The sequence below is a fragment of the Microbacterium sulfonylureivorans genome (genome assembly GCF_003999995.1).
Taxonomy (GTDB): domain Bacteria; phylum Actinomycetota; class Actinomycetes; order Actinomycetales; family Microbacteriaceae; genus Microbacterium; species Microbacterium sulfonylureivorans.
The window spans coordinates 1,260,344-1,286,588 of sequence record NZ_RJAD01000001.1; the positions used below are offsets into that span (position 1 = coordinate 1,260,344).

General features: G+C 70.7%; 26 protein-coding genes, 1 tRNA gene and 1 pseudogene. 17 read left to right on the plus strand and 11 right to left on the minus strand.

Going from position 1 to position 26,245, the window contains the following annotated elements:
* Positions 1-38: 38 nt before the first annotated feature.
* Positions 39-1,955 (plus strand): vWA domain-containing protein, encoded by a 1,917-nt coding sequence (locus EER34_RS05555; protein ID WP_127473527.1) that lies wholly within the window; start codon positions 39-41, stop codon positions 1,953-1,955.
* 15 nt (positions 1,956-1,970) lie between these two features.
* Here the strand turns inward: EER34_RS05555 and EER34_RS17715 are convergent, their stop codons facing one another.
* Positions 1,971-2,531 carry a MarR family winged helix-turn-helix transcriptional regulator gene (locus tag EER34_RS17715; protein WP_240642143.1) on the minus strand — a complete coding sequence of 187 codons (561 nt, stop codon included), beginning with the start codon at positions 2,529-2,531 and terminating at the stop codon, positions 1,971-1,973.
* A gap of 114 nt (positions 2,532-2,645) precedes the next feature.
* On the opposite strand from EER34_RS17715, the gene EER34_RS05565 reads away from it, so the two are divergent.
* The 13 genes from EER34_RS05565 to EER34_RS05625 all read left to right on the plus strand — a co-directional run bounded on the left by EER34_RS05565 (position 2,646) and on the right by EER34_RS05625 (position 15,748).
* On the plus strand, positions 2,646-3,479 hold the full coding sequence (locus EER34_RS05565) for a MarR family winged helix-turn-helix transcriptional regulator (RefSeq protein WP_127473528.1): 834 nt from the start codon (positions 2,646-2,648) through the stop codon (positions 3,477-3,479).
* A 273-nt stretch (positions 3,480-3,752) separates the two neighbouring features.
* Positions 3,753-4,445 (plus strand): sirohydrochlorin chelatase, encoded by a 693-nt coding sequence (locus tag EER34_RS05570; RefSeq protein WP_127473529.1) that lies wholly within the window; start codon positions 3,753-3,755, stop codon positions 4,443-4,445.
* A gap of 170 nt (positions 4,446-4,615) precedes the next feature.
* On the plus strand, positions 4,616-6,397 hold the full coding sequence (locus EER34_RS05575; RefSeq protein WP_240642144.1) for a nitrite/sulfite reductase: 1,782 nt from the start codon (positions 4,616-4,618) through the stop codon (positions 6,395-6,397).
* On the plus strand, positions 6,394-7,137 hold the full coding sequence (locus EER34_RS05580; protein ID WP_127473530.1) for a phosphoadenylyl-sulfate reductase: 744 nt from the start codon (positions 6,394-6,396) through the stop codon (positions 7,135-7,137). Before EER34_RS05575 ends, EER34_RS05580 begins: the two co-directional genes overlap by 4 nt.
* Positions 7,134-8,054 carry a sulfate adenylyltransferase subunit CysD gene (cysD, locus tag EER34_RS05585; protein WP_240642145.1) on the plus strand — a complete coding sequence of 307 codons (921 nt, stop codon included), beginning with the start codon at positions 7,134-7,136 and terminating at the stop codon, positions 8,052-8,054. The genes EER34_RS05580 and cysD overlap by 4 nt, the downstream gene beginning before the upstream one ends.
* Positions 8,054-9,370, plus strand: coding sequence for a sulfate adenylyltransferase subunit 1 (locus tag EER34_RS05590; RefSeq protein WP_127473532.1), 1,317 nt, complete (start codon positions 8,054-8,056; stop codon positions 9,368-9,370). Before cysD ends, EER34_RS05590 begins: the two co-directional genes overlap by 1 nt.
* A 44-nt stretch (positions 9,371-9,414) precedes the next feature.
* A complete protein-coding gene (locus tag EER34_RS05595; protein WP_127473533.1) occupies positions 9,415-10,482 on the plus strand; it encodes an ABC transporter substrate-binding protein in 1,068 nt (355 codons plus the stop codon).
* A gap of 140 nt (positions 10,483-10,622) precedes the next feature.
* On the plus strand, positions 10,623-11,348 hold the full coding sequence (locus EER34_RS05600) for an ABC transporter ATP-binding protein (RefSeq protein WP_205791520.1): 726 nt from the start codon (positions 10,623-10,625) through the stop codon (positions 11,346-11,348).
* Positions 11,338-12,261, plus strand: a complete 924-nt coding sequence (locus tag EER34_RS05605) for an ABC transporter permease (RefSeq protein ID WP_127473535.1) — start codon at positions 11,338-11,340, stop codon at positions 12,259-12,261. The genes EER34_RS05600 and EER34_RS05605 overlap by 11 nt, the downstream gene beginning before the upstream one ends.
* Entirely contained in the window at positions 12,258-13,079 is an 822-nt protein-coding gene (cobA, locus tag EER34_RS05610) for a uroporphyrinogen-III C-methyltransferase (RefSeq protein WP_127473536.1), read from the plus strand. Before EER34_RS05605 ends, cobA begins: the two co-directional genes overlap by 4 nt.
* Positions 13,076-14,458 (plus strand): FAD-dependent oxidoreductase, encoded by a 1,383-nt coding sequence (locus EER34_RS05615; protein WP_127473537.1) that lies wholly within the window; start codon positions 13,076-13,078, stop codon positions 14,456-14,458. The genes cobA and EER34_RS05615 overlap by 4 nt, the downstream gene beginning before the upstream one ends.
* On the plus strand, positions 14,455-14,784 hold the full coding sequence (gene fdxA / locus EER34_RS05620; protein WP_127473538.1) for a ferredoxin: 330 nt from the start codon (positions 14,455-14,457) through the stop codon (positions 14,782-14,784). The genes EER34_RS05615 and fdxA overlap by 4 nt, the downstream gene beginning before the upstream one ends.
* On the plus strand, positions 14,777-15,748 hold the full coding sequence (locus EER34_RS05625; protein WP_127473539.1) for an NAD(P)/FAD-dependent oxidoreductase: 972 nt from the start codon (positions 14,777-14,779) through the stop codon (positions 15,746-15,748). Before fdxA ends, EER34_RS05625 begins: the two co-directional genes overlap by 8 nt.
* A gap of 19 nt (positions 15,749-15,767) precedes the next feature.
* Here the strand turns inward: EER34_RS05625 and EER34_RS05630 are convergent, their stop codons facing one another.
* From EER34_RS05630 to EER34_RS05645, 4 genes are all read right to left on the minus strand, one after another.
* Complete coding sequence (locus EER34_RS05630) at positions 15,768-16,568, minus strand: ABC transporter permease (RefSeq protein WP_127473540.1); 801 nt, start codon at positions 16,566-16,568, stop codon at positions 15,768-15,770.
* A gap of 8 nt (positions 16,569-16,576) precedes the next feature.
* On the minus strand, positions 16,577-17,497 hold the full coding sequence (locus EER34_RS05635) for an ABC transporter permease (RefSeq protein ID WP_127473541.1): 921 nt from the start codon (positions 17,495-17,497) through the stop codon (positions 16,577-16,579).
* 63 nt (positions 17,498-17,560) lie between these two features.
* Positions 17,561-18,739, minus strand: coding sequence for an ABC transporter substrate-binding protein (locus tag EER34_RS05640; protein WP_127473542.1), 1,179 nt, complete (start codon positions 18,737-18,739; stop codon positions 17,561-17,563).
* 67 nt (positions 18,740-18,806) lie between these two features.
* Positions 18,807-19,841, minus strand: a complete 1,035-nt coding sequence (locus tag EER34_RS05645; RefSeq protein WP_127473543.1) for an ABC transporter ATP-binding protein — start codon at positions 19,839-19,841, stop codon at positions 18,807-18,809.
* 125 nt (positions 19,842-19,966) lie between these two features.
* On the opposite strand from EER34_RS05645, the gene EER34_RS05650 reads away from it, so the two are divergent.
* Both EER34_RS05650 and EER34_RS05655 read left to right on the plus strand, forming a co-directional pair.
* Positions 19,967-20,755 carry a FadR/GntR family transcriptional regulator gene (locus EER34_RS05650; protein WP_164743460.1) on the plus strand — a complete coding sequence of 263 codons (789 nt, stop codon included), beginning with the start codon at positions 19,967-19,969 and terminating at the stop codon, positions 20,753-20,755.
* Complete coding sequence (locus tag EER34_RS05655; protein WP_127473545.1) at positions 20,752-21,504, plus strand: cache domain-containing protein; 753 nt, start codon at positions 20,752-20,754, stop codon at positions 21,502-21,504. Before EER34_RS05650 ends, EER34_RS05655 begins: the two co-directional genes overlap by 4 nt.
* A gap of 22 nt (positions 21,505-21,526) precedes the next feature.
* On the opposite strand, the pseudogene EER34_RS05660 reads toward EER34_RS05655, so the two are convergent.
* Both EER34_RS05660 and dcd read right to left on the minus strand, forming a co-directional pair.
* Positions 21,527-21,679, minus strand: a pseudogene (locus EER34_RS05660) (alkyl sulfatase C-terminal domain-containing protein); the annotation flags it as partial.
* Between the two features lie 248 nt (positions 21,680-21,927).
* The gene (dcd, locus tag EER34_RS05665) at positions 21,928-22,533 is read right to left on the minus strand and encodes a dCTP deaminase (protein WP_127473547.1); all 606 of its coding nucleotides are present in this window, start codon (positions 22,531-22,533) and stop codon (positions 21,928-21,930) included.
* Positions 22,534-22,621: 88 nt separating this feature from the next.
* On the opposite strand from dcd, the gene EER34_RS05670 reads away from it, so the two are divergent.
* Positions 22,622-22,692, plus strand: a tRNA-Gly gene (locus EER34_RS05670).
* On the opposite strand, the gene EER34_RS05675 is transcribed toward EER34_RS05670, so the two are convergent.
* The 4 genes from EER34_RS05675 to EER34_RS05690 all read right to left on the minus strand — a co-directional run bounded on the left by EER34_RS05675 (position 22,647) and on the right by EER34_RS05690 (position 26,228).
* Positions 22,647-23,105: a GntR family transcriptional regulator gene (locus EER34_RS05675; RefSeq protein ID WP_127474309.1), complete on the minus strand. Its 459-nt coding sequence runs from the start codon at positions 23,103-23,105 to the stop codon at positions 22,647-22,649. The two genes, EER34_RS05670 and EER34_RS05675, sit on opposite strands and share 46 nt — an antisense overlap.
* Positions 23,102-24,007 carry a hypothetical protein gene (locus EER34_RS05680; protein ID WP_127473548.1) on the minus strand — a complete coding sequence of 302 codons (906 nt, stop codon included), beginning with the start codon at positions 24,005-24,007 and terminating at the stop codon, positions 23,102-23,104. The genes EER34_RS05675 and EER34_RS05680 overlap by 4 nt, the downstream gene beginning before the upstream one ends.
* Before the next feature lie 72 nt (positions 24,008-24,079).
* A complete protein-coding gene (locus EER34_RS05685) occupies positions 24,080-24,955 on the minus strand; it encodes an EamA family transporter (protein ID WP_127473549.1) in 876 nt (291 codons plus the stop codon).
* A 4-nt stretch (positions 24,956-24,959) separates the two neighbouring features.
* Positions 24,960-26,228 (minus strand): serine hydrolase domain-containing protein, encoded by a 1,269-nt coding sequence (locus tag EER34_RS05690; protein ID WP_127474310.1) that lies wholly within the window; start codon positions 26,226-26,228, stop codon positions 24,960-24,962.
* Positions 26,229-26,245: the final 17 nt, after the last annotated feature.

The window sequence follows — 26,245 nt, forward strand, 5'->3', positions numbered from 1 at the left end:
GCCCTCGCGCCGCGCGCGAGACATCAGGAGCGCCTTCGATGAGCACCCAGGCGACGACTGCGATCGAAGAGCGCCGGCAGCGCCGCCGCCGGCGTCGCCGCCAGTTCCTCCTCTGGACGACCGTCGTGAGCATCGTCGCCCTCGTCGCGGCCATCGGCACCGTGTCGACGCTGATCGTGTCGGCCCTGGCCTCGGAGGAATCGCCGTCCACCGCGGAGCAGCCGGCGCCCGAGCCCCAGGCCGAGCTGATCGAGTTCGCGCAGGACGAGCCGGCCGCGACGCCCGGCGCGGAGCCGTGCGTCACCGTTCCGGTGATGTCGTCGTTCGAGAACGCCGACATGGTGGCGGCGCTCGCAGCCGCGTACAACGAGAAGCCGCGAAACGTCGCCGGATCGTGCGTGACGGTGACCACGACGAGAGACAAGTCCGGGGTCGCGGCATCCCTCGTCGCCGAGGACTTCCCCACCCACTCCGCCGACACGAAGCCGACGGTGTGGCTGCCCGACGCCTCCACCTGGCTCGACGTCGCCCGCTCGCAGGGGGCCACCGCCCTTCGCGCGGACGGCACGAGCGTCGGCTCGTCGAACGTCGTGCTCGCGATGCCGGCGCCCCTCGCCCAGGCCGTCGGCTGGGACACGGCTCCCCCGACGTGGGCCGACGTTTTCGCCGCCGCCGAGGACGCCGACCTGTGGAGCGGCCTCGGCTACCCCGAGTGGGGCGCCTTCAAGCTCGGCAAGACCAGCCCGCTCGTCGCGACGTCCGGCGAGGCGGCGATGTTCGCGTCGTTCGGCGCCTCGGCCGGATCGGTGGCCGAGCTGTCGCCCGCGCAGGTCGCCGATGCGACCGTCGTCGAGGAGGTGCGTCAGCACGAGCTGGCCACGAGCCACTACATGGCCACGCCGGAGCACTTCCTGTGGCACGCGCGACAGGCCGAGGAGAACGGCGGCACGTCTGCGGACTTCCTGTCGGCGGTGATCGTCGACGAGAAGTCGGTGTGGGACTACAACCGCGGCATCACGAGCCGTGACGGCGTCACCCGGGTCGAGTCGGACCCACCGCAGGAGCAGCTGGTGCCGATCTACCCGACCGACGGCCACTACGCGGCCGACAACCCGGCCATGCGGCTGACGGGCGACTGGATCGATCCCGTCGAGGCGGAGGCGGCCGCCGACTTCATCCGGTTCGCCCGCACCGCCCAGGGGCAGACGGCGGTTCGCGCTTCCGGCTACCGTGACCTGAACGGCGTGCTCGACGACGGCGTCGCCGAGGTCGCGCACGTCGCCGCCGCCGCGCCGGCCGGCGTCCTCGCCCTGCCCGACGCCGACGTCGTCACTGCCGTGCACGGAGCCTTCCCCGACGTGCGCAAGCGCACCAACGTGCTGTTCCTGATCGACGTGTCGGGCTCGATGGACGAGCCGATCGCCGGGTCGCAGACCAAGCTCACCGCGGCCAAGAACGCCATCGCCCTGGCGCTCGACCACTTCACCGCCGGCGACGAGGTGGGGCTCGCCGCGTTCGCGCAGAGCGCGGACGGCTCGATGCTGCCGGGCACGGTCTCGCCCGTCGCCGACATCGGGTCGTCGCGGCCGGAACTGCTCGCGGCGCTCGACGACCTGTCGTCGATGGGCGATACCCCTCTCTTCCAGGCGGTCGACACGTTCGCCGCCCAGCAGGCCGCGGGATGGTCGCCCGACCGCATCAACGCCGTCGTGCTGCTCAGCGACGGCGAGAACGACGCGCCCAACGCTCCGACCATCGGGGCGGAGGCGATGCTCGACAACCTGCGCGCGCTGCACCACACGACGCCGGTGCTGGTGTTCACGCTCGCCTACGGTGCAGACGCGGATGTCGCGACCCTGCAGTCGATCTCGGGGGCGACCGGCGCCCACTACTACGACGCGACCGACCCGACCAAGGTCGAGGCCGTGCTCGGCGATCTCGTCACGAGCTTCTGACCCGCGCAGCGCCGATCAGCCGCGGGGCCACGATTCGGCGAGCTTGGTGAGCAGGCGTGCGAGGTCGGCGCGCTCCTCGTCGGTGAAGCCGGCGAGGGCGGTGTCGATGGCCTCGCGCCGCTCCCCGCGGAACCCTCGCACGAGGGCGGCTCCGGCATCCGTCAGCGCCACCCGGGTGCGTCGGGCGTCGTCGGGATCGGCCTCGCGGCGCACGAGGTCGAGCTCGAAGGACTGCTGAACGAGGCGCGACGCCCTCGGCTGATCGACGCCGACGGCGTCGGCGATCTCGCCCACCGACAGGGGGTGGGATGCCGCCGCCAGCGCGTCGAGGAGGCGCATGCGCGCCGGGCCGCCGATGCGCGCCGCTCCAGCCCACGGCGGGGCGCCGTGTCCGTGACCGTGGTTCGGTCCGCCGTGCCCCCAGCGGCCGTCGCCGTGGGCGTGGCCTCCCCCGTGCAGGGGATGGCCGTGCGAACCCGGGCCCTGATCCCACGGCGGGCGAGGCATCCGTCGTCCGCGCAGTCGCGCCAGTGCTGCGGCGATGACGTCGGCAGGATCTGCGGGGGTGTTCGGCATGGGACCAATTTACATGTGACTTGACATAGATCCGAAGCGCATGTCACACTACATATACATGCACTTCGACATGTAATCTTCCGCGGCTCCCATGCCGCCCCGAAAGGACTTCTCATGAACACCGACGACCACGACATCGACGACCACAACACCGACGGCGAGACAGCCGCCACCCCGACCGACCGCCGCCCGCTGGGTTACTGGCTCCGCGCGGTCGACAGCCTCCTCACCGGCGAGTTCGCCGCCGCCTTCGAGAAGGAAGGCGTCACGCGACGCGACTGGATGCTGCTCAACCTGCTCTCCGGCGACAGTGAAACCCCGGGCTTCGCCGACCGCCTGGCCCACAAGGGCAAGCGCCTGCGCCGGCTCGAAGACCTCGGCTGGGCCGAGGAGCAGGGCGACGGCACGTGGACCCTCACCGACGCCGGCCGGGAGGCCAAGGAGCGCCTCGGCACCGTCGTGGGCGGCATCCGCTCCCGCGTGGCCGGCGCCGTCCCGCCCGACGACTATGCGACGACCATGGCTTCGCTCGAGGCGATCGCGCGCGAGCTCGGCTGGGACGAGAGCACGCCCGCCGCTCGCGGCCGGGGCTGGGGCCGCAGGTTCGGCGGACCTCGCGCCTTCGGGCCCGCCCGATTCGGCCACGGCGCCGGATTCGGCCACGGCATGTCGCACGACGGCCCCTGGGGCCACCGGTACGACGACGAGGGATGCCGCGGGCACGGCCCGCGCGGACACCACGGCCACGACCGGCACGACCACGAAGGCCACGGTCGCGGCGGCCATTTCCGCCACGACGGCCACGGCGACGGCCACGGCCGTGACCACCGCGGTCACGACTCCGGGAACGGGCACGGCGCCGAATCCGCCTACGAGCGAGGCTTCGTGGCCGGATTCGGCGCGGCGCGGGCCGGCGGCGACGCCGGCGCGGCCGACAGCGCCGCCTGACGGCGCGGCGTGACAGCGCCGCCTGACAGCGCCGCCCCAGCGATGCCGGGGCCCGCCGCGAGGCGGGCACCGGCATCCGCCGTCTGACCTGTGTCTCGGCCCGGCCGCGCCGGGTCGTGCCCGCAGAGTGTCAAAGAATCAGGAGACACGCCGTCCGCGCGCGCTCGGACACCGCCGGGCAACGGCGTGTCTCCTGAATCCGTGACGCGCACCACGCGGAGGCGGGTGACCTGCGTAACACGCCCGCCACACGGCCGGAGCAGAATGGTCGGGATGACGACTCCGGCACTCCTCGCGATCTCGCACGGCACCGCCTCGGCGGAGGGCCAGGCGGCCGTCTCGGCGCTCGTCGGCGCGGTGGCCGCACGACTGCCCGATGTGACGGTGCGGCTCGGCCACGTCGACGTGCAGCAGCCGGATGTCGCGGCTTCCCTCGACGCCCTCCCCGCGGGGCTGCCGATCGTCATCGTGCCCCTGCTCCTGTCGGCGGGCTACCACGTGCGCGTCGACCTGAAGCAGCAGTCCGCCAGCCGCGACGACGTGTCGATCGCTCCGGCCCTCGGTCCCGATCCGCGGCTCGTCGACGTCCTGCTGGCGCGCCTGGCTCCTCTGGGACTCGCCGCCGACGACGCGGTCGTGCTCGCGGTGGCGGGGTCGAGCGACGACCGGGCGAACGAGGACTGCCGTGCGATCGGCGCGATGCTCGGCGAACGCCTGGGGCGCGACGTCACGGTCGGATTCCTCGCAGCGGCAGAGCCCCGCCTCGGCGCGGCCGTCGCCGCCGCACGGGCGACCTCCCCCGCGCGCGTCGTCGTCGCGAACTACCTCCTCGCGCCCGGCTACTTCCATGACCTCGCGGTGCGACTCGCCGACGGCTCCCCCGTGGCTCGTCCGCTGCTCGACGACGACCAGCCCGCGGCATCCCTCGTCGACGTCGTCGTCGACCGCTACCGCGACGCGCGCTGATTCCTGCACCCGGCCCGACAACCCGGGCCGGTGCAACTGTGTGTCGCACCGTTACGCACGGTGACGCAGGTTGACGCCCGGATAGGTCGTCGCTGAAGCCGCTTCTACTCTCGCGGCATGGGCTCGATAGAGTCCGCCCCGGGGACGCCCGGGGTCATCCGGAGGCCACCGTGAGCATCAGCGACACCGACACGCGCGCAGGCGCGCCGCAGCCCGACCGGGGTTCCACCCCGAACCCGCGGCATGCCGACACGCGCCCTGAGGGCGCCCGCGCGCGTCCGCCGCGCCCGTCGACCAAGCCCAACGGGCAGTGGAAGATCGACGGCACCGCTCCCCTGAACGGCAACGAGGAGTGGAAGCAGGTCGACAACGGCCTCGCCGTCCGCGAGCGCATCGAGAACATCTACTCGAAGGGCGGGTTCGCCTCGATCGACCCGACCGACCTGCACGGCCGCTTCCGCGTGTGGGGCCTCTACACGCAGCGCAAGCCCGGCATCGACGGCGGCCGTACGGCGACCCTCGAGCCCCACGAGCTCGAGGACGCGTTCTTCATGCTGCGCGTCCGCATCGACGGGGGCCAGCTCACGACGGAGCAGCTGCGCGTCGTCGCCGGCATCTCGCAGGAGTTCGGCCGCGACACCGCCGACCTGACCGATCGCCAGAACATCCAGCTGCACTGGATCGAGGTGGAGTCGATGCCCGAGATCTGGCGGCGCCTCGAAGCCGTCGGGCTCGGCACCACGGAGGCGTGCGGCGACGTGCCCCGAGTGGTGCTCGGCTCGCCCGTCGCCGGCATCGCCGCCGACGAGCTCATCGACCCGACGCCGCAGATCGACGAGATCACGTCTCGCTTCATCGGCGACGAGTCGCTCGCGAACCTCCCGCGCAAGTTCAAGTCGGCCGTCACGGGGCACCCCAGCCAGGACGTCGTCCACGAGATCAACGACGTCGCCTTCGTCGCGGTCGACCACCCGGAGCTCGGCATCGGCTACGACCTGTGGGTCGGCGGCGGCCTCTCCACCACGCCGCGTCTCGCGGAGCGCCTCGGCGTGTTCGTCTCGCCGGAGCGGGTGGCGGATGCCTGGCACGGCGTCGCGCAGATCTTCCGCGACTACGGCTACCGACGCCTCCGCAACAAGGCCCGGCTGAAGTTCCTGCTCGCCGAGTGGGGCACCGAGAAGTTCCGCCAGGTGCTCCAGGACGAGTACCTCGGCTATGCGCTCCCCGACGGCCCGGCCGCGCCGAAGCCACTCGCCCACGGCGACCACGTCGGCGTCCACCGCCAGAAGGACGGCCGGTTCTACGTCGGCGTCACGCCGATCGTCGGCCGCGTGTCGGGCCCGACCCTGGCGAAGCTGGCCGACCTGATCGAGGCGCACGGCTCGACGCGCCTGCGCACGACGCCGCACCAGAAGCTCGTGATCCTCGACATCCCGGAGGACCGGGTGGAGTCGCTCATCGCGGGGCTCGACGAGCTCGGCCTGTCGGCCCGCCCCAGCCTGATCCGCCGCGGCACCATCGCCTGCACCGGAATCGAGTTCTGCAAGCTCGCGATCGTCGAGACGAAGGCGTACGCGACGGCGGCCGTGCTCGACCTCGAGAAGCGTCTCGAGCAGTTCGAGCTGCCGCATCCGATCTCGCTCCACGTCAACGGCTGCCCCAACTCGTGCGCGCGCATCCAGACCGCCGACATCGGACTCAAGGGGCAGCTCGTCACGATCGACGGCGAGCAGGTGCCGGGCTACCAGGTGCACCTCGGCGGCGGACTCGTCGGCGCCGATCGCGACGAGGCAGGCCTCGGCCGCACCGTGCGGGGACTGAAGGTCGCCGCCGACGGCATCGCCGACTACGTCGACCGCGTGGTCAAGCGGTTCCTCGCGGACCGGGACGCCGCCGCCGACGAGACTTTCGCCCAATGGGCCCACCGTGCCGACGAGGAGGTCCTGCAATGACCGTCTCCCTCGCGCCGCGCATCGCGGTGAAGCGCTCGCACGACGAGCTCCGTGCCATCGCCGAGCAGGGCGAGGCGGAGCTGCGGAGCCTGGCCGAGGGCGAGGCATCCCCCGCCGAGGTCGTCGCGTGGGTCGCACGCAACTTCGGAGCGGATGCCGCGGCCGTCGCCTGCTCGATGGCCGACGCCGCGCTCCCCCACCTCGTCGCCGAGCAGCTGCCCGGCGTCGACGTGCTGTTCCTCGACACGGGCTACCACTTCGCCGAGACCCGGTTCACGCGCGACGAGGTCGGGCGGGTGCTCGACGTCCGCATCGTCGACGTGCTTCCGGAGCAGACGGTCGCCCAGCAGGACGCCCAGTTCGGCGCGAAGCTGCACGACCGCGACCCTGCCCTCTGCTGCGAGAGACGCAAGGTCGCTCCCCTGAAGAACGCACTCGGCGGCTACGAGGTGTGGTTCACGGGCGTGCGCCGCGAGGAGGCACCCACGCGTGCGAACACCCCGCTCGTGCAGTGGGACGAGCGCAACGGCCTGGTCAAGGTCAACCCCGTCGCGGCCTGGACGTTCGACGACCTGCTCGACTACGCCGGCGACCACCAGGTGCCGGTGAACATCCTCGTCTCGAACGGATACCCCTCGATCGGCTGCGAGCCGTGCACCAAGCCGGTCGCCGCCGGCGAAGACCCCCGGTCCGGCCGCTGGGCCGGCCTCTCGAAGACGGAATGCGGGCTCCACGTATGACCGACACGATCGCGCGTCCCGCGACGCGCCTCGACACCCTCGACCTCCTGGAGGCCGAGGCCATCCACGTGATCCGCGAGGTCGTCGCCGAGTTCGAGCGCCCGGTGCTGCTGTTCTCCGGCGGCAAGGACTCCGTCGTCGTGCTGCACCTCGCCACCAAGGCGTTCGCGCCGGGGCGCGTCCCGTTCCCGGTGCTGCACGTCGACACCGGCCACAACTTCCCCGAGGTGCTGGCCTTCCGCGACGAGACGGTCGCCCGCCTCGGCGTGCGACTCGAGGTCGCCCGGGTGCAGGACTACATCGACGACGGCCGGCTGCAGGAGCGCGCCGACGGCACGCGCAACCCGCTGCAGACGCTCCCCCTGCTCGACGCCATCGCCGCCGGCCGGCACGACGCCGTCTTCGGCGGAGCGCGGCGCGACGAGGACAAGGCCCGGGCCAAGGAGCGCATCATCTCGCTGCGCGACGAGTTCGGGCAGTGGGATCCGCGCAACCAGCGCCCCGAGCTGTGGAGCCTGTACAACGGCCGGCACACTCCTGGGCAGCATGTGCGGGCGTTCCCCATCTCGAACTGGACCGAGCTCGACGTCTGGCGCTACATCGAGCGCGAGGGCATTCCCCTCCCGCCGCTGTACTTCGCCCACGAGCGCGAGGTCTATGCCCGCGACGGCATGTGGCGTCCGGTGGGTGAGTTCTCCCCGCCCCGCGCGGACGAGACCGTCGAGGTGCGGACGGTGCGCTACCGCACGGTCGGCGATATGAGCTGCACCGGAGCAGTCGACTCGGATGCCTCCGACCTCGCCGCGATCGTCGCCGAGGTCGCCGTCTCCACGCTCACCGAGCGCGGCGCCACGCGCGCCGACGACCGCCTCTCCGAGGCCGCCATGGAGGACCGCAAGAAGGACGGGTACTTCTGATGACCGCGACGCTGACGTCCGAGGGAACGCTGTTCCGCTTCGCCACCGCGGGCTCCGTCGACGACGGCAAGTCCACCCTCGTCGGCCGGCTGCTGCACGACTCGAAGGCGATCCTCGCCGACCAGCTCGAGCAGGTCGCGCGCACGTCCGCCGAGCGCGGCTTCGCACACGGCGAGTTCGACTTCGCCCTCCTCACCGACGGGCTCCGCGCCGAGCGGGAGCAGGGCATCACGATCGATGTCGCCTACCGGTACTTCTCGACGGGTTCGCGGTCGTTCATCCTGGCCGACTGCCCTGGCCACGTGCAGTACACGCGCAACATGGTCACCGGCGCGACGACGGCCGACGCCGTGATCGTCCTGGTCGACGGCCGAAAGGGCGTGCTCGAGCAGACCCGCCGCCACCTCGCCGTGGTGGCGCTGCTGCGCGTGCCGCACGTCATCGTCGCGGTGAACAAGATCGATCTCGTCGGCTTCTCGCAGGATGCCTTCGCCGCCGTCGCCGAGCAGGCGCGATCCGTCGCCGCCGACCTCGGAATCGCAGACCTGCACGTGCTCCCGGTGTCGGCCCTCGAGGGCGACAACATCGTCGAGCGGTCCGGGCGCACCCCCTGGTACGACGGCCCGGCCCTCCTCGAGCTGCTCGAGACCCTCCCCGCGGCCGACGAGCTCGAGCTGGCGCTGGAGCCGCTTCGCCTTCCCGTCCAGCTCGTGCTCCGCCCGCAGGGCGGGCTCGCCCCCGACGTCGCCGCCGACCCGGCCGCGGCCGAGCGCCTGCGCGACTACCGCGCCGTCGCCGGACGCATCTCGTCGGGGACCGTCCGGGTCGGAGACCGGGTCGAGATCTTCCCGTCCGGCATCGCGACGACGGTCACCGGCATCCGCTCAGCGGGTGCGTCGGTCGACGCGGCCGCCGCACCCGAGTCGGTGTCACTGGAGTTCGCCGACGACCTCGACACCGCCCGGGGCGCGCTCGTGGTGGCCGAAGGAACCCTCCCCGCCGCGCGCCGAGAGGTCGACGCCGAGCTGTTCCAGCTCGACGCGCGTCCCCTCACGCCGGGGGTCCGGGTGCTCGTCAAGCACGGCACCACCACGACGCAGGCGGTCGTCGCGCAGATCGAGTCGCGCTACGACCTCGACGCGCTGACGCACGAGCCGGCGCAGACGCTGCAGACCAACGACATCGGCCGCGTGCGGCTGCGCCTGGCCGCCGATCTTCCGCTCGAGCCGTACGGCACGAGCCGGCACGGGGGCTCGTTCCTCGTCATCCACCCGTCCGACGGCGCCACGCTGGCCGCCGGCATCGCGCGCGTCTGACCGCGCACATCACCCATCCCGCACTGCCACGAAGGAGGCGAACCGTGAACACCATCCGCACCGCGACAACGCTCACCACATTTGGGCTTGTGGCCGCGATGATGGCCGGCTGCGCCTCCGCGGCGGGCAGCAGCCCCGCGGCCGAAGAGGTGACCGAACTGCGCCTCGGCTACTTCGCGAACGTCACCCACGCCCCCGCGCTCGTGGGACTGGAGGAAGGCCTCTTCGAGGACGCGCTCGGCGACATCGATGTGACCACGTCGGTCTTCAACGCCGGTCCGGCCGCGATCGAGGCGCTCACGGCCGGGGCGATCGACGCGACGTACATCGGCCCGAACCCGTCGATCAACACGTTCATCCAGTCCGGCGGTGCGTCGGCGCGCATCGTCGCGGGTGCGGCCACCGGCGGCGCCGCGCTGGTGGTCCGGCCCGGCATCGACAGCCCGGACGACCTGGCCGGAACGACGCTCGCCTCGCCGCAGCTGGGCAACACGCAGGATGTCGCGCTCCGCGTCTACCTCGCCGATCAGGGGTATGAGACCGACACCTCGGGCGGCGGCGACGTCTCGGTCACGCCGACCGAGAACGCCCAGACGCTGACGCTCTTCCAGCAGGGCGCGGTCGACGGCGCCTGGCTCCCCGAGCCGTGGGTGTCGCGCCTCGTCATCGACGAGGGCGCTGAGGTGCTCGTCGACGAGGCGAACCTGTGGCCCGACGGCGAGTTCCCGACGACGGTGCTCCTCGTCCGCGCGGAGTTCCTCGAGGAGCACCCCGACGTCGTCGAGCAGCTGCTGGAGGGCCATGCCGCCGCGGTCCAGTGGATCGAAGACAACCCCACGGAGGCGCCCGGCGTCATCAACGCGGCCATCGAGGCCGAGACCGGCAAGCCGCTCAGCGACGCGGTGATCGAGCGGGCCCTCCAGCACGTCACGTTCTCGGTCGACCCGCACGCAGACACCTTCGAGACCCTCGTCGCGGACGGCCTCGACGCCGGCACGCAGAAGGAGGGCTCGATCGACGGGCTGTTCGACCTGCGCTTGCTGAACGGACTGCTCGAGGCATCCGGTGCGCAGCCGGTGTCGGCGGCGGGGCTCGGAGAGGACTCGCCGTGACCGCAGCACGGAGGGCATCCGGTGTCACGTCGCCGCCCGTCGGCGACGCGGCACCGCTCCCCGCCGCGCCCAACCACCTCGGGCCGAGCTTCGACGGGGTCGCGCCGGTCCCCGCCCCCGCCCCCGCGCCCGCGCCCGCAGTGCGGATCGACGGGGTGTCCAAGCGGTTCGGCGGCGGACCGCTCGTGCTCGACGACGTCGCGCTCGACATCGCGCCGGGCGAGTTCGTGTGCCTGCTGGGCGCGTCGGGGTGCGGCAAGTCGACGCTGCTGAACCTCATCGCGGGTCTCGACCGTCCCACTGCCGGGCACATCGAGACGCCGACCGCGGGCTCGGCCGTCATGTTCCAGGAGTCGGCGCTCATGCCCTGGCTCACGGCGCGTCGCAACGTCGAGCTGGCGCTGCGCCTGCGCGGCGTCCCTCGCGGCCAGCGCAAGGAGAAGGCGCTCGCGCTGCTCGACACGGTGAACCTCGCGGATGCCGCGGAGAAACGCCCGCACGAGCTCTCGGGCGGCATGCGCCAGCGCGTCGCGCTCGCCCGGGCACTCGCCCAGGACCGCCCCGTCCTCCTCATGGACGAGCCGTTCGCCGCCCTCGACGCGATCACCCGCGACCTGCTCCACGAGGAGCTCGAGCGGGTCTGGCGGGCCACCGGCCGCACCATCGTGTTCGTCACCCACAACGTCCGGGAGGCGGCGCGACTCGGCCAGCGCGTCGTGCTCCTCTCGAGCCGCCCGGGGCGCGTGGCCGGCGAATGGCGCATCTCGCAGACGGTCGGGCGTCGCATCGAGTCGCCCGAGGTGGCGGCGCTCTCCGTCGAGATCACCGACCAGCTGCGGAAGGAGATCCGCCGAAATGCCGCGTGACACCACCGCCCTCGTGGGCACCGCCACCGGGGCCGAGGCATCCGCCTCCGACGACCTCCGCAGCCTCGCCGCCGGACTCGACCGCCTTCAGACCGACGCCGAGCAGGCGCCGAGCCGTTGGCGGCGCTTCGCCGAGAGTGTCGTGCCGCCGATCGTGTTCGTGCTCCTTCTGCTCGTCGTCTGGCAGCTGTACGTCGTGATCGCCGAGCCGCGCCCCGACAAGGTGCCGAGCCCGCTGGCCGTTGCGAACGCCCTCGGCGCCGCGTGGGACTCGGGTCGCCTGCAGGAGGCCGTCGCGACGAGCCTCGAGCGCGGCATCGTCGGATTCCTCATCGCCATCGCGGTCGGGACGCCCATCGGCCTGCTGCTCGCCGAGGTGCGTCCGATCCGCCGCGCGGTCGGCCCGATCATCTCGGGACTCCAGGTGCTCCCGTCCGTCGCGTGGGTTCCCGCGGCGATCATCTGGTTCGGACTCTCCGATGCCACGGTCTACTTCGTGATCCTGATGGGCGCGATCCCGTCGATCGTCAACGGTCTCATCGCCGGCGTCGACCAGGTGCCGCCGCAGCTGCGCCGCGTCGGGACGGTGCTCGGTGCATCGCGCTGGCAGCTGGCGACGGTGGTGATCCTCCCCGCCGCGCTCCCCGGCTACCTGGCCGGGCTCAAGCAGGGCTGGGCCTTCTCGTGGCGCTCGCTCATGGCGGCTGAGATCATCGCGACGGGCGGCACGATCGGCTTCGGCCTCGGCTCGATGCTGCAGCAGTCCCGTGAGCTCGCCGACCTGGCCGGTGTGCTCGGCACGATCATCGTGATCCTGGTGATCGGCGTCCTCATCGAGCTCGTCTTCTTCGGGCCGCTGGAGCGACGGATGCTGCGCCGCCGAGGCCTCCTCGTCACGGCAGGTGCGCGATGACCGCCGCCGGCAAGGTGTGGCTCGTCGGAGCCGGGCCGGGCGACGCCGGGCTGCTGACGGTGAAGGGCCTGCGCGCCCTCGAGCGCGCGCACGTCATCGTGGCGGACCGCCTCGGCGCACGCGGCGTGCTCGACGGGCTGGCAGCCGACGGCGTCGAGCTCACCGCCGACGTCGTCGACGTCGGCAAGCTCCCGGGCCACCACGCCGTCCCTCAGGACGCCATCAACGCCCTCCTCGTGCAGCTCGCCCGGGATGGGAAGACCGTCGTCCGGCTCAAGGGCGGCGACCCGTACGTCTTCGGCCGTGGCGGGGAGGAGCTCGCCGCGTGCCAGGAGGCCGGGGTCGAGGTCGAGGTCGTGCCGGGGATCACCAGCGCCATCTCGGTGCCCGCGATCGCCGGCATCCCGCTCACCCACCGCGGCGTCGCGACCGCCTTCACCGTCGCGACCGGGCACGACCAGATCCGCGAGCTCGGCGGCGGTAGCGACCACACCGTCGTCCTGCTCATGGGAGTCGGCACCCTCGCGAACTCCGCTCTCATCCTCGCCCGCGGCGATCGCGGCGCCGACTGCCCCGTCGCGATCGTCGAGGACGGCTTCGGCCCCGGCCAGCGGGTCACCGTCGGCACCCTTGCGACCATCGCACAGCAGGCCGCGCTCCGCGGCGTGCGCTCCCCCGCCGTCGTCGTCGTCGGCGACGTCGTGCGCCTCAGCCCCTATGCCCCCGACGAGATCGCCACGACCGATCTGTCGTCTTTCGACCCCCTCGCCCCCCTCGCACCACGCGGGGACGCCACCGGAAAGGCCCCCGCCCCGTGACCTCTTCGACCCTCGACAACCTCCGCGTCGCGATCGTCGGCGCCGGCCCCGCCGGCATCTACGCCGGCAACATCCTCGCCAACTCCGTCCAGGATGCCGGCGGCCGGGTCGCGATCGACCTGTTCGAGTCGCTGCCCGCCCCGTACGGGCTCATCCGCTACGGTGTCGCTCCCGATCACCCGCGCATCAAGGGCATCGTGACGTCGCTGCACGAGATGCTCGACGTCGGCACGATCCGCTTCGTCGGCAACGTCGAGGTCGGCCGCGACATCGCGCTCGACGAGCTGCACGAGCGCTACGACGCCGTCATCCTGGCCACCGGAGCCATCCGCGACGCGGCCCTCGACATCCCCGGCATCGACCTTCCGGGCTCGTACGGGGCCGCCGACTTCGTCGCGTGGTTCGACGGCCACCCCGACGTTCCGGGCGACTGGACGCTCGACGCCGCCGAGGTCGCCGTCATCGGCAACGGCAACGTCGCCCTCGACGTCGCCCGCATCCTCGCCAAGCACCCGGTCGACCTGCGCTCGACCGAGATCGCCGACAACGTGCTGGCCGGACTCGAGGCATCCGTCGTCACCGACGTGCACGTGTTCGGACGGCGCGGTCCGGCCGACATCAAGTTCACCCCGATCGAGCTGCGCGAGCTCGGCGAGGTGCCGAACGTCGACATCGTGGTCCACGACGAGGACTTCGCGCACCTCGAGGGCATGACGCCGGCCACCAACCAGCTGAAGGTCATGCTGCGCATCCTCGAGAGCTGGCGCGCCCGCGAGTCGACCGGCGCGAGCCGCCGGCTGCACCTGCACTTCTACCACTCGCCCCTCGAGGTGCTGGGCACCGATCGGGTGGAGGGTCTCCGCTTCGAGCGCACCGAGCCCACCGGCGAGGGCAGCGCCGTCCGCGGCACCGGCGAGATCCGCGAGGTGCCCGTCCAGCAGGTGTACCGCGCGGTCGGGTACTACGGCACGCCCGTGGTGGACGCGCCGTTCGACGACGCGCGCGGCGTCATCCCGAACATCGAAGGACGGGTGCAGGATGCCTCCTCCCCCGTCGCCGGGCTCTATGCGACCGGCTGGATCAAGCGCGGACCGGTCGGACTCATCGGTCACACGAAGTCCGACGCGATGGAGACGATCGCCCATCTCGTGGCCGATGCCGCCGGAGGTCGGCTCTCGGCACCCGTGGTCGACGATGACGTGCTCGAGCTCCTCGACGCGCGCGAGGTCGCGTACACGACGTGGGACGGATGGCTCGCCCTCGACGCGCACGAGCGCGAGCTCGGCGCGACTCACCGGCACACCCGCGAGCGCGTCAAGGTCGTCCCCCGCGACGAGCAGGTCGACATCTCGCGGTCCGGGGCGCTGATCCGATCGTGACGTACGTCATCGCGCTGCCGTGCGTGGATGTCAAGGACCGTGCCTGCATCGACGAGTGCCCGGTCGACTGCATCTACGAGGGCGACCGGTCGCTGTACATCCATCCGGACGAGTGCGTCGACTGCGGCGCCTGCGAGCCCGTCTGCCCGGTCGAGGCGATCTACTACGAAGACGACCTGCCCGACGAGTGGCAGGACTACTACAAGGCCAACGTCGAGTTCTTCGACGACATCGGCTCGCCCGGCGGTGCGGCCAAGATCGGGGTGATCCACAAGGATCACCCGGTCATCGCGGCTCTTCCTCCGGAGGGAGCAGGACATGAGTGAATCGGCATACAACCCTGTCGGCCCTTCGGTCGAGGTCGACGTGGTGGTCGTCGGAGGAGGTCCGGCGGGTCTGTCCGCCGCGCTGAACCTCGGCCGCGCCCGCGCATCGGTGGTCGTGGTCGACGCAGGTCGCCCGCGCAACGCCGCGACCCTCCGCTCCCACGGCTTCCTGACGCGGGACGGGGTGTCACCCCTTGAGCTGCGCAAGCTCGCGCGGGCGGAGCTCGACGCCTACCCGGCCGTGAACGTCCTCGATCGCGCCGTCGTCACGGGTCTGCTGCCCACGGATGCCGCGAACGGCATGCGCTTCATCGCGGCGCTCAAAGGCACCCGCGAGCGCACGCCTCCGGCGGTGGCCGCGCGCTCCGTGCTCGTCGCCACGGGCCTGCGAGAGACGCTCCCCGCGATCCCCAGCCTGCGCGCCTTCTACGGCATGACGATCTTCAGCTGCGCTGCGTGCGATGCGTGGGAGCTTCAGGATCGCCCGCTCGCCCTCATCGGCGAGACGCCCGACCTCGCGATCCGCGCCCGGCTGATCGCCCGCTGGACCGATCGCCTGACGGTCTTCACGAACGGGGCCGATGTCGTCGACACCGTCGAGGAGGCCGAGCTCGCCGCATCCGGGATCGTCGTCGAACGGCGGGCGATCGACGACCTTGAGGGCGACCGCGGTGCCGTGGCCGCCGTGCGGCTCGTCGACGGCACGCGCATCGAGGTCGAAGGCGGGTTCGTGCGTCCGCATTGGCAGCCTGCACTCGACTTCCTGTCGGGGCACGACGTCGACCGCGAGCCCGACGGCACCCTCGCGGTCGACCGGTCGGGGCGCACGTCCGTTCCCGGGCTGTACGCCGCGGGGGATGCCGCGTCCCCCGGCCCGCAGCAGCTCATCGTCGCCGCGGGCCAGGGCGCGCGCTCGGCCGCCGTCCTCGTGCACGACCTCGTGGGCGTCCGCACCGCGCACTGACGGCGCCGACCCGCATGCGTCAGCGACGCGTCTGCTCGGACCCCGACATCCGCTGCGCCAGATAGATCGGCACGATCGACACGATGACGAGCACGACCGCGATCACCGAGACGATAGGCGCCTGCGCCGGGCGGAACATGTTGTTGAGGATGAAGATCGGCAGCGTGGTGACACCCGAGCCCGCGGTGAAGGTCGTCACGATGATCTCGTCGAAGCTCAACGCGAAGGCGAGGAGGCCGCCGGCGAGCAGCGCCGAACGCAGCTGCGGGAACGTGACCAGCCGGAACGTCGTCCATACCCCCGCTCCGAGATCGGCGGATGCCTCCTCCAGGCTCGTCCCCGTCCGTCGGAGGCGCGCGATGACATTGTTGAAGACCGTGACGATGCAGAACGTGGCGTGGGCGATGACGACCGTCCAGATCGACAGCGGGACGCCCATGATGGTGCGGAAGAAGTTGTTGAGCGCGATGCCGGTGATGATGCCGGGGAGCGCGATGGGCAGGATGATCAGCAGCGAGATCGCGTCGCGTCCGAAGAACTCGAATCGCTGCAGCGCCAGGGAGATCAGAGTGCCGAGGACGAGCGAGATCACCGTGGCGATAACAGCGATGAACAGGCTCGTCGCGACGGCCTCGAGGGCTCCCGCGCTCTGGAATGCCTTGCCCCACCACTCGAGCGTGAATCCGGGCGGTGGCCATGTGAGCGAGGTCGAGGTCGAGAACGAGTTCACCAAGACGACGAACAGCGGCAGATACACCACCGCCAGAATGATCGCCGTGACGATCGCCAGAGTCGTCCGCGCGAGGGTTCCGAGTCGCATCCGTCGTCCTAGAGGTTGTTCAGCGCACCCGTGCGACGCACGAGCGCGAGGTAGCCGAAGATGATCACGATGGGGATGAGCGCGATGGCTGCCGCGAGCGGCAGGTTGTTTGCCGCCCCGACGTTCGTGTAGACGAGGTTCCCGAGCATCTGGTTCGCGCCGCCGACGATGTTCACCGTGATGTAGTCGCCGAGCGAGAGCGAGAAGGCGAAGATCGTGCCGGCGATGATCGCCGGGAACGTCAGCGGAAGCACGACGCTTCCCAGGGTCCGCCAGGTCTTGCCGCCGAGGTCGGCGGATGCCTCCAGAAGCGAGTCGGGCACGCGCTCCAGGCCCGCGTAGATGGGCAGAATCACATACGGCAGCCAGAGATACGACAGTGTGATGATGGTCGCGGTGAGGCCGTATCCGGGCGTATGCAGTCCGAAGGGGGCGAGGATCCACTCGAGGATCCCCTCCTGCGACAGAACCGACCGCCACGCATAGGCCTTGACGAGGTAGCTCGCCCACAGCGGCATGAGGACGGCGATGACCAGGATGCGCTGCGCCCGTGGCGAGGCGACCTTGGCCATGTAGAAGGCGATGGGCAGGGCTATCGCCACATCGATGACCGTGACGAGGATCGCGACGCCGAGCGTGCGCAGGGTGACCGTCTGGTACAGCGCGCCCGTGAGCACGGTCACGATGTTGTCGAGCGTCCACTCCGTGATGATCTCGCCGGTGAAGCTGTCCACCTTCCAGAAGGCGGTCACCAGCAGGAGGGCGAGGGCCACGATGTAGACGACACCGAGCCAGAACAGCGGCGCTGACAGCAGGAACGCGAGCCGGAACCTCGGATGCGCGCTGAGCCACGCCGAAGCACGCCGCGCGAGCGTCGCACGAGGTGCGGGCACGGCACGTGTGCGCTGTGCGGGGATGGTGTCGGTCATGTTCTCTCCGATGTGGCGCCGGGGAATCCCGGGGGCGGCACGGGGCCGCCCCCGGGGGGCGCGTCAGCCCTTGATCTCGGCCCAGGCCTGCGTCCAGGTCGAGTAGTCGACGCATTCGACGTCAGTGCGACCGTCGACGCACTCCGCGATCGGCGTCGTCCAGTACCAGATCTGGGACGCGTACTCCTCATCGCCCGCGTGGTACGCCGCGCAGTCGTCGCGGTAGTCGCATGCCTCCTGGCTCGACGGCGCCTCGCCGAAGTAGGCGGTGGCCTGCGCGTTCGTCTCAGGGCTGGCAATCCAGTCGAGCCACGCGTACGCGCAGTTCGGGCTCTTCGCCTCGGAGGCGATCATCCAGGTGTCGGACCATCCCGTCGCGCCCTCCTCGGGGAGGACGACCTCGGTCGTCGCGTCGCTCCCGGCGAGGACGTTCTGGATGACCTGCCACGTCGTTCCGGCGACCGAGTCGCCCGTCTCGAAGGCCTGGATCTCCTTGAGGTAGTCCGACCAGTATTCGCCCACGTGCTCGCGCTGTGCCTTCAGCAGGTCGACTGCGGCCTGGAACTGCGTCTCGTCCAGCGCATACGGGTTCTCGATGCCGAGTTCGGGCTGATGCGTCATGAGATAGACCGCCGCGTCGGCGATGTAGATCGGCGAGTCGTAGGCCGTGATCTTGCCTGAGTAGGCGCTCGCCTCATCGAAGACGATGTCCCACGAGGTGGGTGCCGGCGAGACGACCTCCGTGTTGTACAGCAGCAGGTTCGCGCCGTAGCCGTGGGGGACGCCGTAGGACTGGCCGTCGACCGAGTTCCACTCCTTCTCCTTGAGGAAGTCGTAGATCCCCTCGTAGCTCGGGATGAGGTCGGTGTTCACCGGAGCCACGTCGCCGGCGGCGATGAGCCGCAACGTCGCGTCACCCGACGCAGCGATGACGTCGTAGTCACCGGTCTTCATGAGGCTGACGGCCTCGTCGGAGGTGCCGTAGGTCTTGGACGTCACCTCGCAGCCGGTCTCCTCCTCGAATCCGCTGACCCAGTCCACGGCAGGGTCGTTGCTGCCGTCCTCGACGTAGCCGGGCCAAGCCAGAATCGAGACCGAGCCCTCGTAGTCGCCGAGTTCGTCGACCTCTTCCGACGGCGCAGCGCCGCCTCCGCTGGACGTGCCGCAGCCTGCCAGGACGGCGATCGCGCCGATCGCCAGCGCGGTGGTGGCTATGCGCCCCGCGCGTGTCGTGTGCATCATGGGTGTTCCTCTCTCGGGTGCTGTGGTGCTGTGTTCTCCGGGGCGTGCGCCCAGGTCTGCGGCCGGCTCAGGTGCCGGGGGGGATCAACGAGACGACGTCCTCGTCGTGCCACGCGACGTGGACGCGGTCACCGCGGTCCTCGTCACCGGCGCGGCTGCGGTCGTTGCGCTCGAGGACCGTCACGCGCATGCCCGCGTCGAGATCGATGACGCGTCGGATGCCGCTGCCGACGTAGATGGATTCGACCACCGTGCCCGGGGCGGAACGTTCGCCGGCGCCGACGGCAGCCTCGGAGCGCAGCGTGAGCTTCTCGGGACGGATGGAGTGCTCGCCTTCACGGCCGATGAGAGACGCTGACCGCTCGAGGTCGAAGAGGTTGGACGTGCCGACGAAGTCGGCGACGAACCGTGAGGCGGGTCGCTCGTAGAGATCGCGCGGTGTGCCGAGCTGCTCGATCGCACCGTCATGGAACACGGCCACGCGGTCGGAGAGCGTGAGCGCCTCCTCCTGGTCGTGTGTCACGAAGATGAACGTGATCCCGAGGTCACGCTGGATCTGCTTCAACTCGACCTGCATCTGCTCTCGGAGCTTCAGGTCGAGCGCTCCGAGCGGCTCATCGAGCAGAAGCACCTTGGGCTGCACGACGGTCGCGCGTGCGAGGGCGACGCGCTGCCGCTGGCCGCCCGACAGCTGCGAGGGCTTGCGGTCGGCCATCTGCTGAAGCCTGACGGATCCGAGGGCGTCCATCGCGAGGTTCCGTCGCTCGGCTCGCCTCACTCCACGCACGCGCAGCCCGTATGCGACGTTGTCGAGCACGCTCATGTGCGGGAAGAGCGCGTAGTCCTGGAAGACGGTGTTCACGTCGCGGTCGAACGGCGCCTTCTTCGTCACATCCTGGCCGAACAGCTCGATCGACCCGGACGTGGGCTGATCGAACCCCGCGATGAGCCTCAGGACGGTGGTCTTCCCCGACCCCGACGGGCCGAGCATGGAGAAGAACTCCCCCGCAGCGATCTCGAGATCCACGTGGTCCACGGCGGTCACGCTCCCGAACTCCTTGGTGAGCCCGGTCAGGCGGATAGCCGGCTGCGGTTCGGTCATTGACCTCTCCTTCGATGTCGATGCAACTAAATCATATGGATCCATATGTCAAAAGATCGTGGCTCGTGTTACGGTCTTGTCACGGTCGGCGCGGACGGGCGCGCCGCGCCGGGAAGGAGCGCCGGATGCCGCATGCGACAGGTCGGCTCGACGCCGCCCGTGCCGTCGTGTTCGCGCCCCTCGAGGGCGCCGGTCGAGCCGAGCTGGTGGAGCAGCGACTCACCGACGCGATCGTCAGCGGCGTCCTGCACGACGGCGAGCGGCTGCCCAGCGAGTCCGACCTGTCCCGCAGCCTCGGCGTCGCACTGGTGACGGCTCGAGAGGCCCTCGAGGGCATGCGTGACAAGGGATTCGTCCGCACGAGGCGCGGACGCGACGGCGGCAGCTTCGTGGTCTTCGATCGAGAATCCGCTGCTCGCGCGGGCGATCGGCGGCTGCGCGACACGAGCCGCATCGAACTGCGGGACCTCGCACTCCACGTGTCCGCGATCGCGGGAACGGCCGCCGAGACCGCGGCGAATCGCGCCAGCGACGACGACATCGAGAGCCTGTCGCGCATCTCCGCCGCCGCCGATCTCGTGTCGGCCGGCGGCTCGCGGCGGGCAGTGAGCCGGTTCCAGCTCGAGGTCGCCGCGATCAGTCAGTCGCCGCGGCTCGTGCGTGAGGAGATGCGCCTCCAGAGCGAGGCGGGCCCACTGCTGTGGATGTGCCTGCGCGAACAGGAGTACCGTGACCGCAGCGCCCTCGCACGCACGAGGGTCATCGACGCGATCCGGAACGCCGACCCCGACGCCGCTCGCACCGCGACGATCGCCCATGTGGACGGCGCTTTCGAATGGCTCGTCGATGAGCGATCCCGTGCCGAGGCGCTCACGCAGGACGAGTCGCCCCCTTCACCGAAGGCAAGCCCATGAGCAGCATCGCCATCCGGCCCCCCACGGAGGTCGCCGGCCACGTCGCGGCGACGATCGACGACATCTTCGCCATGATCGACGGGTGGCGCGCCGTGCTCGAACACGGCCTGTCACAGGATGGAGCCCTTGCCGCGGCCACCGTCGATCCGCTCGTCGAGTCCTTCGCCGTTCCCGCCGTCTCCGGTGGCACGCTGCTCACCGGCGCGGGCTTCGTCGCGACCCCGGGCACCCTCCGCGACGCGGAGTGGCACCTGGCGTGGTGGCTGGGCGGATCCGGCGTCGAACGCGCCGTCCGACGGCTCGCGACGATCGACGATCCCTCGCACGAGCAGTTCCGCGACTACACCGGGCTCGAATGGTGGCGCGTACCCGCCCAGACGGGCAGTCGGCACCTCACCGGGCCGTATGTGGACTACGTGTGCACCGACGACTACACCGTGACGATCACCACTCCCGTGATGGTCCAGGGCGCCATGGTGGGTGTCGTCGGCGCCGACGCCCTGGTCGATCGCCTCGAGCGCGAGCTGCTGCCCGCGATGCGGTCCGGCGGGACGCCGGCGACTCTCGTGAATGCATCCGGCCGCGTCGTCACCTCGACGGACGCACGCCGCGAGCCCGGAGCGATCCTGCGAGGGGAGGGGCTCATCGAGGCGGTCCGGAACGCAGGCGAGAGCCCTGTGATGCTGCGCAGCGGAGCCGCCGTTCTGGCGTGCGGCGACACCTCGCTCGCTCTTGTGATCGGCGTCTGAACCTGCGCCTCCGGCCGCCGAGTCAGGGCGTGACGATCGGGAACCGGTGAGCGACGGTGTCGAGCAGTCCGATCAGCGTCGTGAACTGGCTCACGTCGCCCGAATGCTCCACCGCGTCGGGTCCCTGGGCGAGCACCGCGAGCAGCTGCGGCTTCGTCAGGGTGATCACCAGCGGGGCGGACTCCTTGCCGGGCGACTCGAGGACAGAAAATCATCGACGCGGCGGCCTCAGAACCCTATACTGCAAAATGCAGTAGCCTTCGGGTTCGATCGCGGCCGCATCGTGTGGGGACACGGGCCGCGTACTGGGGCGGTTCGATCGGAAGGTTGACTCGCGCCCGATGGCGCTGGGGCCGCCATCGGGGTGGTGCCGGGCACTCGTGGCCGGCCCACCCCGATCTTGCGCCCGCGTCCGTCGGCGATTCAGCCGCCGAGCGATCCTGCGTCGGACGATCCGACATCCGTGCGGTGGAAGTTCTGGAACGAACGGGATGCCGTCGGCCCCCGCTGCCCCTGGTAGCGATTGCCGTAGGGCCCCGAGCCGTAGGGGTTCTCGGCAGGCGACGACAGCCGGAAGAAGCAGAGCTGTCCGATCTTCATCCCGGGCCACAGCGTGATCGGCAGCGTCGCGACGTTCGACAGCTCGAGGGTCACGTGCCCCGAGAAGCCCGGATCGATGAAGCCCGCCGTCGAGTGGGTCAGCAGGCCGAGCCGGCCGAGGGACGACTTGCCCTCGAGCCGTGCGGCCACGTCGTCGGGCAGCGACACGAGCTCGAACGTCGATCCGAGCGCGAACTCGCCCGGGTGCAGCACGAACGGCTCATCGGGGGCGACCTCGATCAGACGCGTGAGCTCCGGCTGATCCTGCGCCGGGTCGATGAAGGGGTACTTGTGGTTGTCGAACAGCCGGAAGTAGCGGTCGAGCCGGACATCGACGCTCGAGGGCTGCACCATCTCGGCCTGCCACGGATCGAGCCCGATCCTGCCCGCGTCGATCTCTTGACGGATGTCGCGGTCGGAGAGCAGCACGAGGCCAGCCTAGCGGCGGTGAGGGATGCCGCGGCTTCGGGTCGCGGCATCCGCTCTGTTATCCTGTCCAGACGCCGAAAGGCCTGCCGGGGATGTAGTTCAATGGCAGAACTTCAGCTTCCCAAGCTGATAGCGCGGGTTCGATTCCCGTCATCCCCTCTGGTGTCTTCCTTCGTCAAGCTCGCGCGCCCTGCGGTTGACGGGTCCTCATGTTGCCGTGCGTCTGCGGGCCAGATCGCTCGGAGGACCTGGATCGCGGCGTCGAGGTCGACATTCGCGGCGATGCTCGTGCGACTGAGGGCGCGCGCGGCATCGAGAACGCTCCGGGGCGTGGTGGACGCGTCCGGACTGACTCGCGTCCCGGCACCTGTCCGTGTGACCAGCAGGCCGTCGGCCTCCAGAGCGCGGTACGCCTTCGCGACAGTTCCCGGGGCGACACCGAGGTCGCTCGCAAGCTGCCGCACCGACGGCAGTCTGTCCGGGGAGGCGAGGTGACCCGAGGCGATGAGACCGCGGATCTGATCGCGGATCTGTTCCGTCGGCGGGGCGGAGCCGGACAGTCGGATGATCATGTCGGCACCGCGACGAGTGCCGGTCGGCGTGCAGGGATCGCGGTGAGCGCGACGGTGGTCCAAAGGGCGACACCAGCGATCCCGGAGAAGTATGCGGCGATGGTGAAGACCGGCCCGAAGGCCGCGATCGGGCTCCACATCGAGACCTGCCCATCCGGGGTGGCGAACGTCCCGGTGACCGAGGCGGTGGCGGACAGGGAGGTGAACAGCATGCCGAGATGAAGAACCAGCGTCGCCGTGACAGCCGTCACCACGTTTCGTGAGCGGATCCAGCGAATGCGCACGTCCGTCTCACGATCCTCCATGAACGCGGGACGGGCGATCAGACTGAGGACGATGGCGGCGACCGCGATCAGTCCGAAGAGGGCGATCAGCGCGGGGACCGAGTAGAACCAGCCGTAGATCGTGGTGCCGATCGCCATCACGCCGCCGTCGACCATGATCTGGTCGTAGCGTCCCGTCTGGGGATCGGCCTCGGAGAGCGCGCCGGTGGTGAGCGTGATGATGAGGATGATCGCGATGAAGATGATCGGCGCGATGAAGCGCCGTGAGTCCGTGAAAGTTCCGAGCGACCGTGGAGCGAGGTCGGCGGATCCTCCGCTTGAGCGTCGGCGCACCGGGAGGGCGAGCAACGCCACTCCGAGGATTCCCGCGAGGATCGTCAGCAGGTAGCGGTTATCCAAGTACCACACCACTGCCGTCGGTGATTGATTGATCGGAGCCATGAGCAACAGATCCGGGAGCACCTCGACCAGGATCACAGGGACGACAGCGAGCCCCGTGCAAGCGGCCACGACCCCTCCCGCCAACGCGTACCTCCGGCCACGCGCGAGCCTCCAGGTGACTCCGAGCACGACCCCGAGCAGTAGCCAGCCGAACATCTGAGCGTAGAACCACACCATCGTCGGGCCTCCCATTTGTGTCACTCAGACGATACACACATGTACCAACCAGCCGCTACATCGGCGACCCGGTCAGGCGAGCGGCTCGGCCGCCTCGCGAGCGGCGCGCGCCGACGACAGCACGGCGCCGATGCTCGCGGCGATCACGAGGCAGATGCCGACGATCTCCGGCCACGTGAGGTGCTGACCGAGGAAGACGAATCCGGCGATCGCGGCGGTTGCCGGGGCGAGGCTCATGAGGATCGCGAAGACCGCCGCGGGCAGGCGCCGGAGGGCGACGAGCTCGAGTGCGTACGGGATGGTGGATGACAGGACCGCCACCGCCGCGCCCAGCGCCACGATCTCCAGCCGCAGGAGCGCCGTACCGGCATCGGCGATGCCGAAGGGCAGCGCGATCACCGCCCCGACGGTCATCGCGAGAGCGAGTCCGTCGAGCTTGGGGAACGCGCGCCCCACGCGGGCCGAGGCGAGGATGTAGAACGCCCAGCTCGCCGCCGCTCCGAGGGCGAACACCACACCGAGGGGGTCGAGCCGGTCCCAGCCGCCGCCTCCGAGCGAGACCACGCCGACGAGGGCGAGCAGGGCCCAGAGCCACGCCGATGCGCGCCGGGCGGCGACGATCGACAGCGCCAGGGGCCCCAGGACCTCGATCGTCACGGTGACCCCGAGCGGAAGGCGCTCGAGGGCCAGGTAGAAGAGGGCGTTCATCGTGGCGAGCACGACACCGAACCAGACGACTCCCGTCCAGTCCGAGCGCGAGTGGCCGCGGATCGCCGGACGGGCGATGAGCAGCAGCAGCACGGCCGAGAACACCAGCCTCAGCATCACCATGCCGAGCGGGCCGACCGTGGGGAAGAGCAGGACGGCCAGCGAGGCGCCCACTTCCTGGCACGCGAGGCCGACCACGACGAGCAGCACCGCCGGCGTCGTGCCCGCGCGGGTCGTCACGAACTCACTCCGGCGGCGCCGCGCAGACAGCCGCGTTGCTGATCGCCGTGTGGTACTGCTCTGCGGTCCACGGCAGTCCGGCCTCGGGCGCGGTCTTCCCCTCGGAGGCGGGCACCTTCGAGGCGATCGCCGCAAGCTCCCACGCGAGATACGCGCCGAAGCCCGCACCGCCGGACGAGTTGTTGAGCACGACGGCGATCGTCAATCCGGTCTCGGGGTCGGAGAACGCCGCGCTCGTGTAGCCGGGGGCCGTCCCGAACTGTCCGATGAGCGACCCGGCCAGCACGGCCCCGCCCGCCGTCGTGTACCACGATGGCGCGCTCGCCGTCGCGGGGAGGGGATCGGAGAACCGGTCGTCGTTCTCGGGCTGCAGCGCGCCGGTGGCGAGGGCGCGCGCGTAGCGGCCCAGGTCGTCGATGTCGCTCGATACGCCACTGTCGGTGTAGCCCACGCTCGGTGAGACATCGGTGGCGATGACGGGATCGACGCAGTCGCGCTTCCCACCCTTGGCGGGACGTGCGAAGAGCCCCTGCAGGACGGACTCGGATGCGGGCGCCCCGAGGCGGGTCGACTCGAGATCGAGCGGTCCGGCGACATATTCGTCGATGAGCTCGGCGGCGGACATGCCCAGCGCGCGCTCGAGCGCGAGGCCGAGCAGCACATACCCGGCATCGGAGTCGCGGTACGCCGCGCCCGGCTCGGTGGTTCGCGGCTCACCCAGTCCGAAGCTGGCGAGCTCGCGAGGGGTCCAGGTGCGGGACGGGTTGGCCAGGAAGAGCGGAGTGAGATGCGGACCGTACGCCCCGATGCCCGATGTGCCGTCGCACAGCTGCTCGAGAGTGATGTCGGTGAGGGCCGGAACGCTCGCCACCCAGGTGGTCACGGCATCGTCGAGTTTGACCTTGCCCTCGGCGGCGGCGGCGTAGAGGACGTCGCAGGTCATCGCGCGGGCGATGCGACCGGCGGGGAACTGCATGTCCGCGGTCACTTCGGCGTCGTCGCCGGGACCCTGCGTCCCCATGCCGGCGACCCAGCTGCCCGCCCACGGCACCCACACGCCCACGATGGCGCCGGACGAGCCCGTCGCGCGAATCGCGTTGGACACGGCATCCTGCAGCTGTTCGATCGAGCCGTCGGCGAGCGCGACGTCCTCCTGCGGGGATGCCCCGAGATCGACCTGGCGCTCCGCCGAACAGCCGGTGACGGCGAGCGCGAACATCAGGGCGGCCGACAGCGCAGCGACGGCTCGCCGCTTCCTGGGTTGGGCCCGCATGCTCACCCCCCGATGAT

Excerpts from the sequence above, each read along its gene's own strand:
- EER34_RS05555 (WP_127473527.1), top strand. The coding sequence starts at position 39 with ATGAGCACCCAGGCGACGACTGCGATCGAAGAGCGCCGGCAGCGCCGC.
- EER34_RS17715 (WP_240642143.1), bottom strand. The coding sequence starts at position 2,531 with ATGCCGAACACCCCCGCAGATCCTGCCGACGTCATCGCCGCAGCACTG.
- EER34_RS05565 (WP_127473528.1), top strand. The coding sequence starts at position 2,646 with ATGAACACCGACGACCACGACATCGACGACCACAACACCGACGGCGAG.
- EER34_RS05570 (WP_127473529.1), top strand. The coding sequence starts at position 3,753 with ATGACGACTCCGGCACTCCTCGCGATCTCGCACGGCACCGCCTCGGCG.
- EER34_RS05580 (WP_127473530.1), top strand. The coding sequence starts at position 6,394 with ATGACCGTCTCCCTCGCGCCGCGCATCGCGGTGAAGCGCTCGCACGAC.
- cysD (WP_240642145.1), top strand. The coding sequence starts at position 7,134 with ATGACCGACACGATCGCGCGTCCCGCGACGCGCCTCGACACCCTCGAC.
- EER34_RS05590 (WP_127473532.1), top strand. The coding sequence starts at position 8,054 with ATGACCGCGACGCTGACGTCCGAGGGAACGCTGTTCCGCTTCGCCACC.
- EER34_RS05605 (WP_127473535.1), top strand. The coding sequence starts at position 11,338 with ATGCCGCGTGACACCACCGCCCTCGTGGGCACCGCCACCGGGGCCGAG.
- cobA (WP_127473536.1), top strand. The coding sequence starts at position 12,258 with ATGACCGCCGCCGGCAAGGTGTGGCTCGTCGGAGCCGGGCCGGGCGAC.
- EER34_RS05625 (WP_127473539.1), top strand. The coding sequence starts at position 14,777 with ATGAGTGAATCGGCATACAACCCTGTCGGCCCTTCGGTCGAGGTCGAC.
- EER34_RS05630 (WP_127473540.1), bottom strand. The coding sequence starts at position 16,568 with ATGCGACTCGGAACCCTCGCGCGGACGACTCTGGCGATCGTCACGGCG.
- EER34_RS05635 (WP_127473541.1), bottom strand. The coding sequence starts at position 17,497 with ATGACCGACACCATCCCCGCACAGCGCACACGTGCCGTGCCCGCACCT.
- EER34_RS05640 (WP_127473542.1), bottom strand. The coding sequence starts at position 18,739 with ATGATGCACACGACACGCGCGGGGCGCATAGCCACCACCGCGCTGGCG.
- EER34_RS05645 (WP_127473543.1), bottom strand. The coding sequence starts at position 19,841 with ATGACCGAACCGCAGCCGGCTATCCGCCTGACCGGGCTCACCAAGGAG.
- EER34_RS05650 (WP_164743460.1), top strand. The coding sequence starts at position 19,967 with ATGCCGCATGCGACAGGTCGGCTCGACGCCGCCCGTGCCGTCGTGTTC.
- EER34_RS05655 (WP_127473545.1), top strand. The coding sequence starts at position 20,752 with ATGAGCAGCATCGCCATCCGGCCCCCCACGGAGGTCGCCGGCCACGTC.
- EER34_RS05675 (WP_127474309.1), bottom strand. The coding sequence starts at position 23,105 with ATGATCATCCGACTGTCCGGCTCCGCCCCGCCGACGGAACAGATCCGC.
- EER34_RS05680 (WP_127473548.1), bottom strand. The coding sequence starts at position 24,007 with ATGGTGTGGTTCTACGCTCAGATGTTCGGCTGGCTACTGCTCGGGGTC.
- EER34_RS05690 (WP_127474310.1), bottom strand. The coding sequence starts at position 26,228 with ATGCGGGCCCAACCCAGGAAGCGGCGAGCCGTCGCTGCGCTGTCGGCC.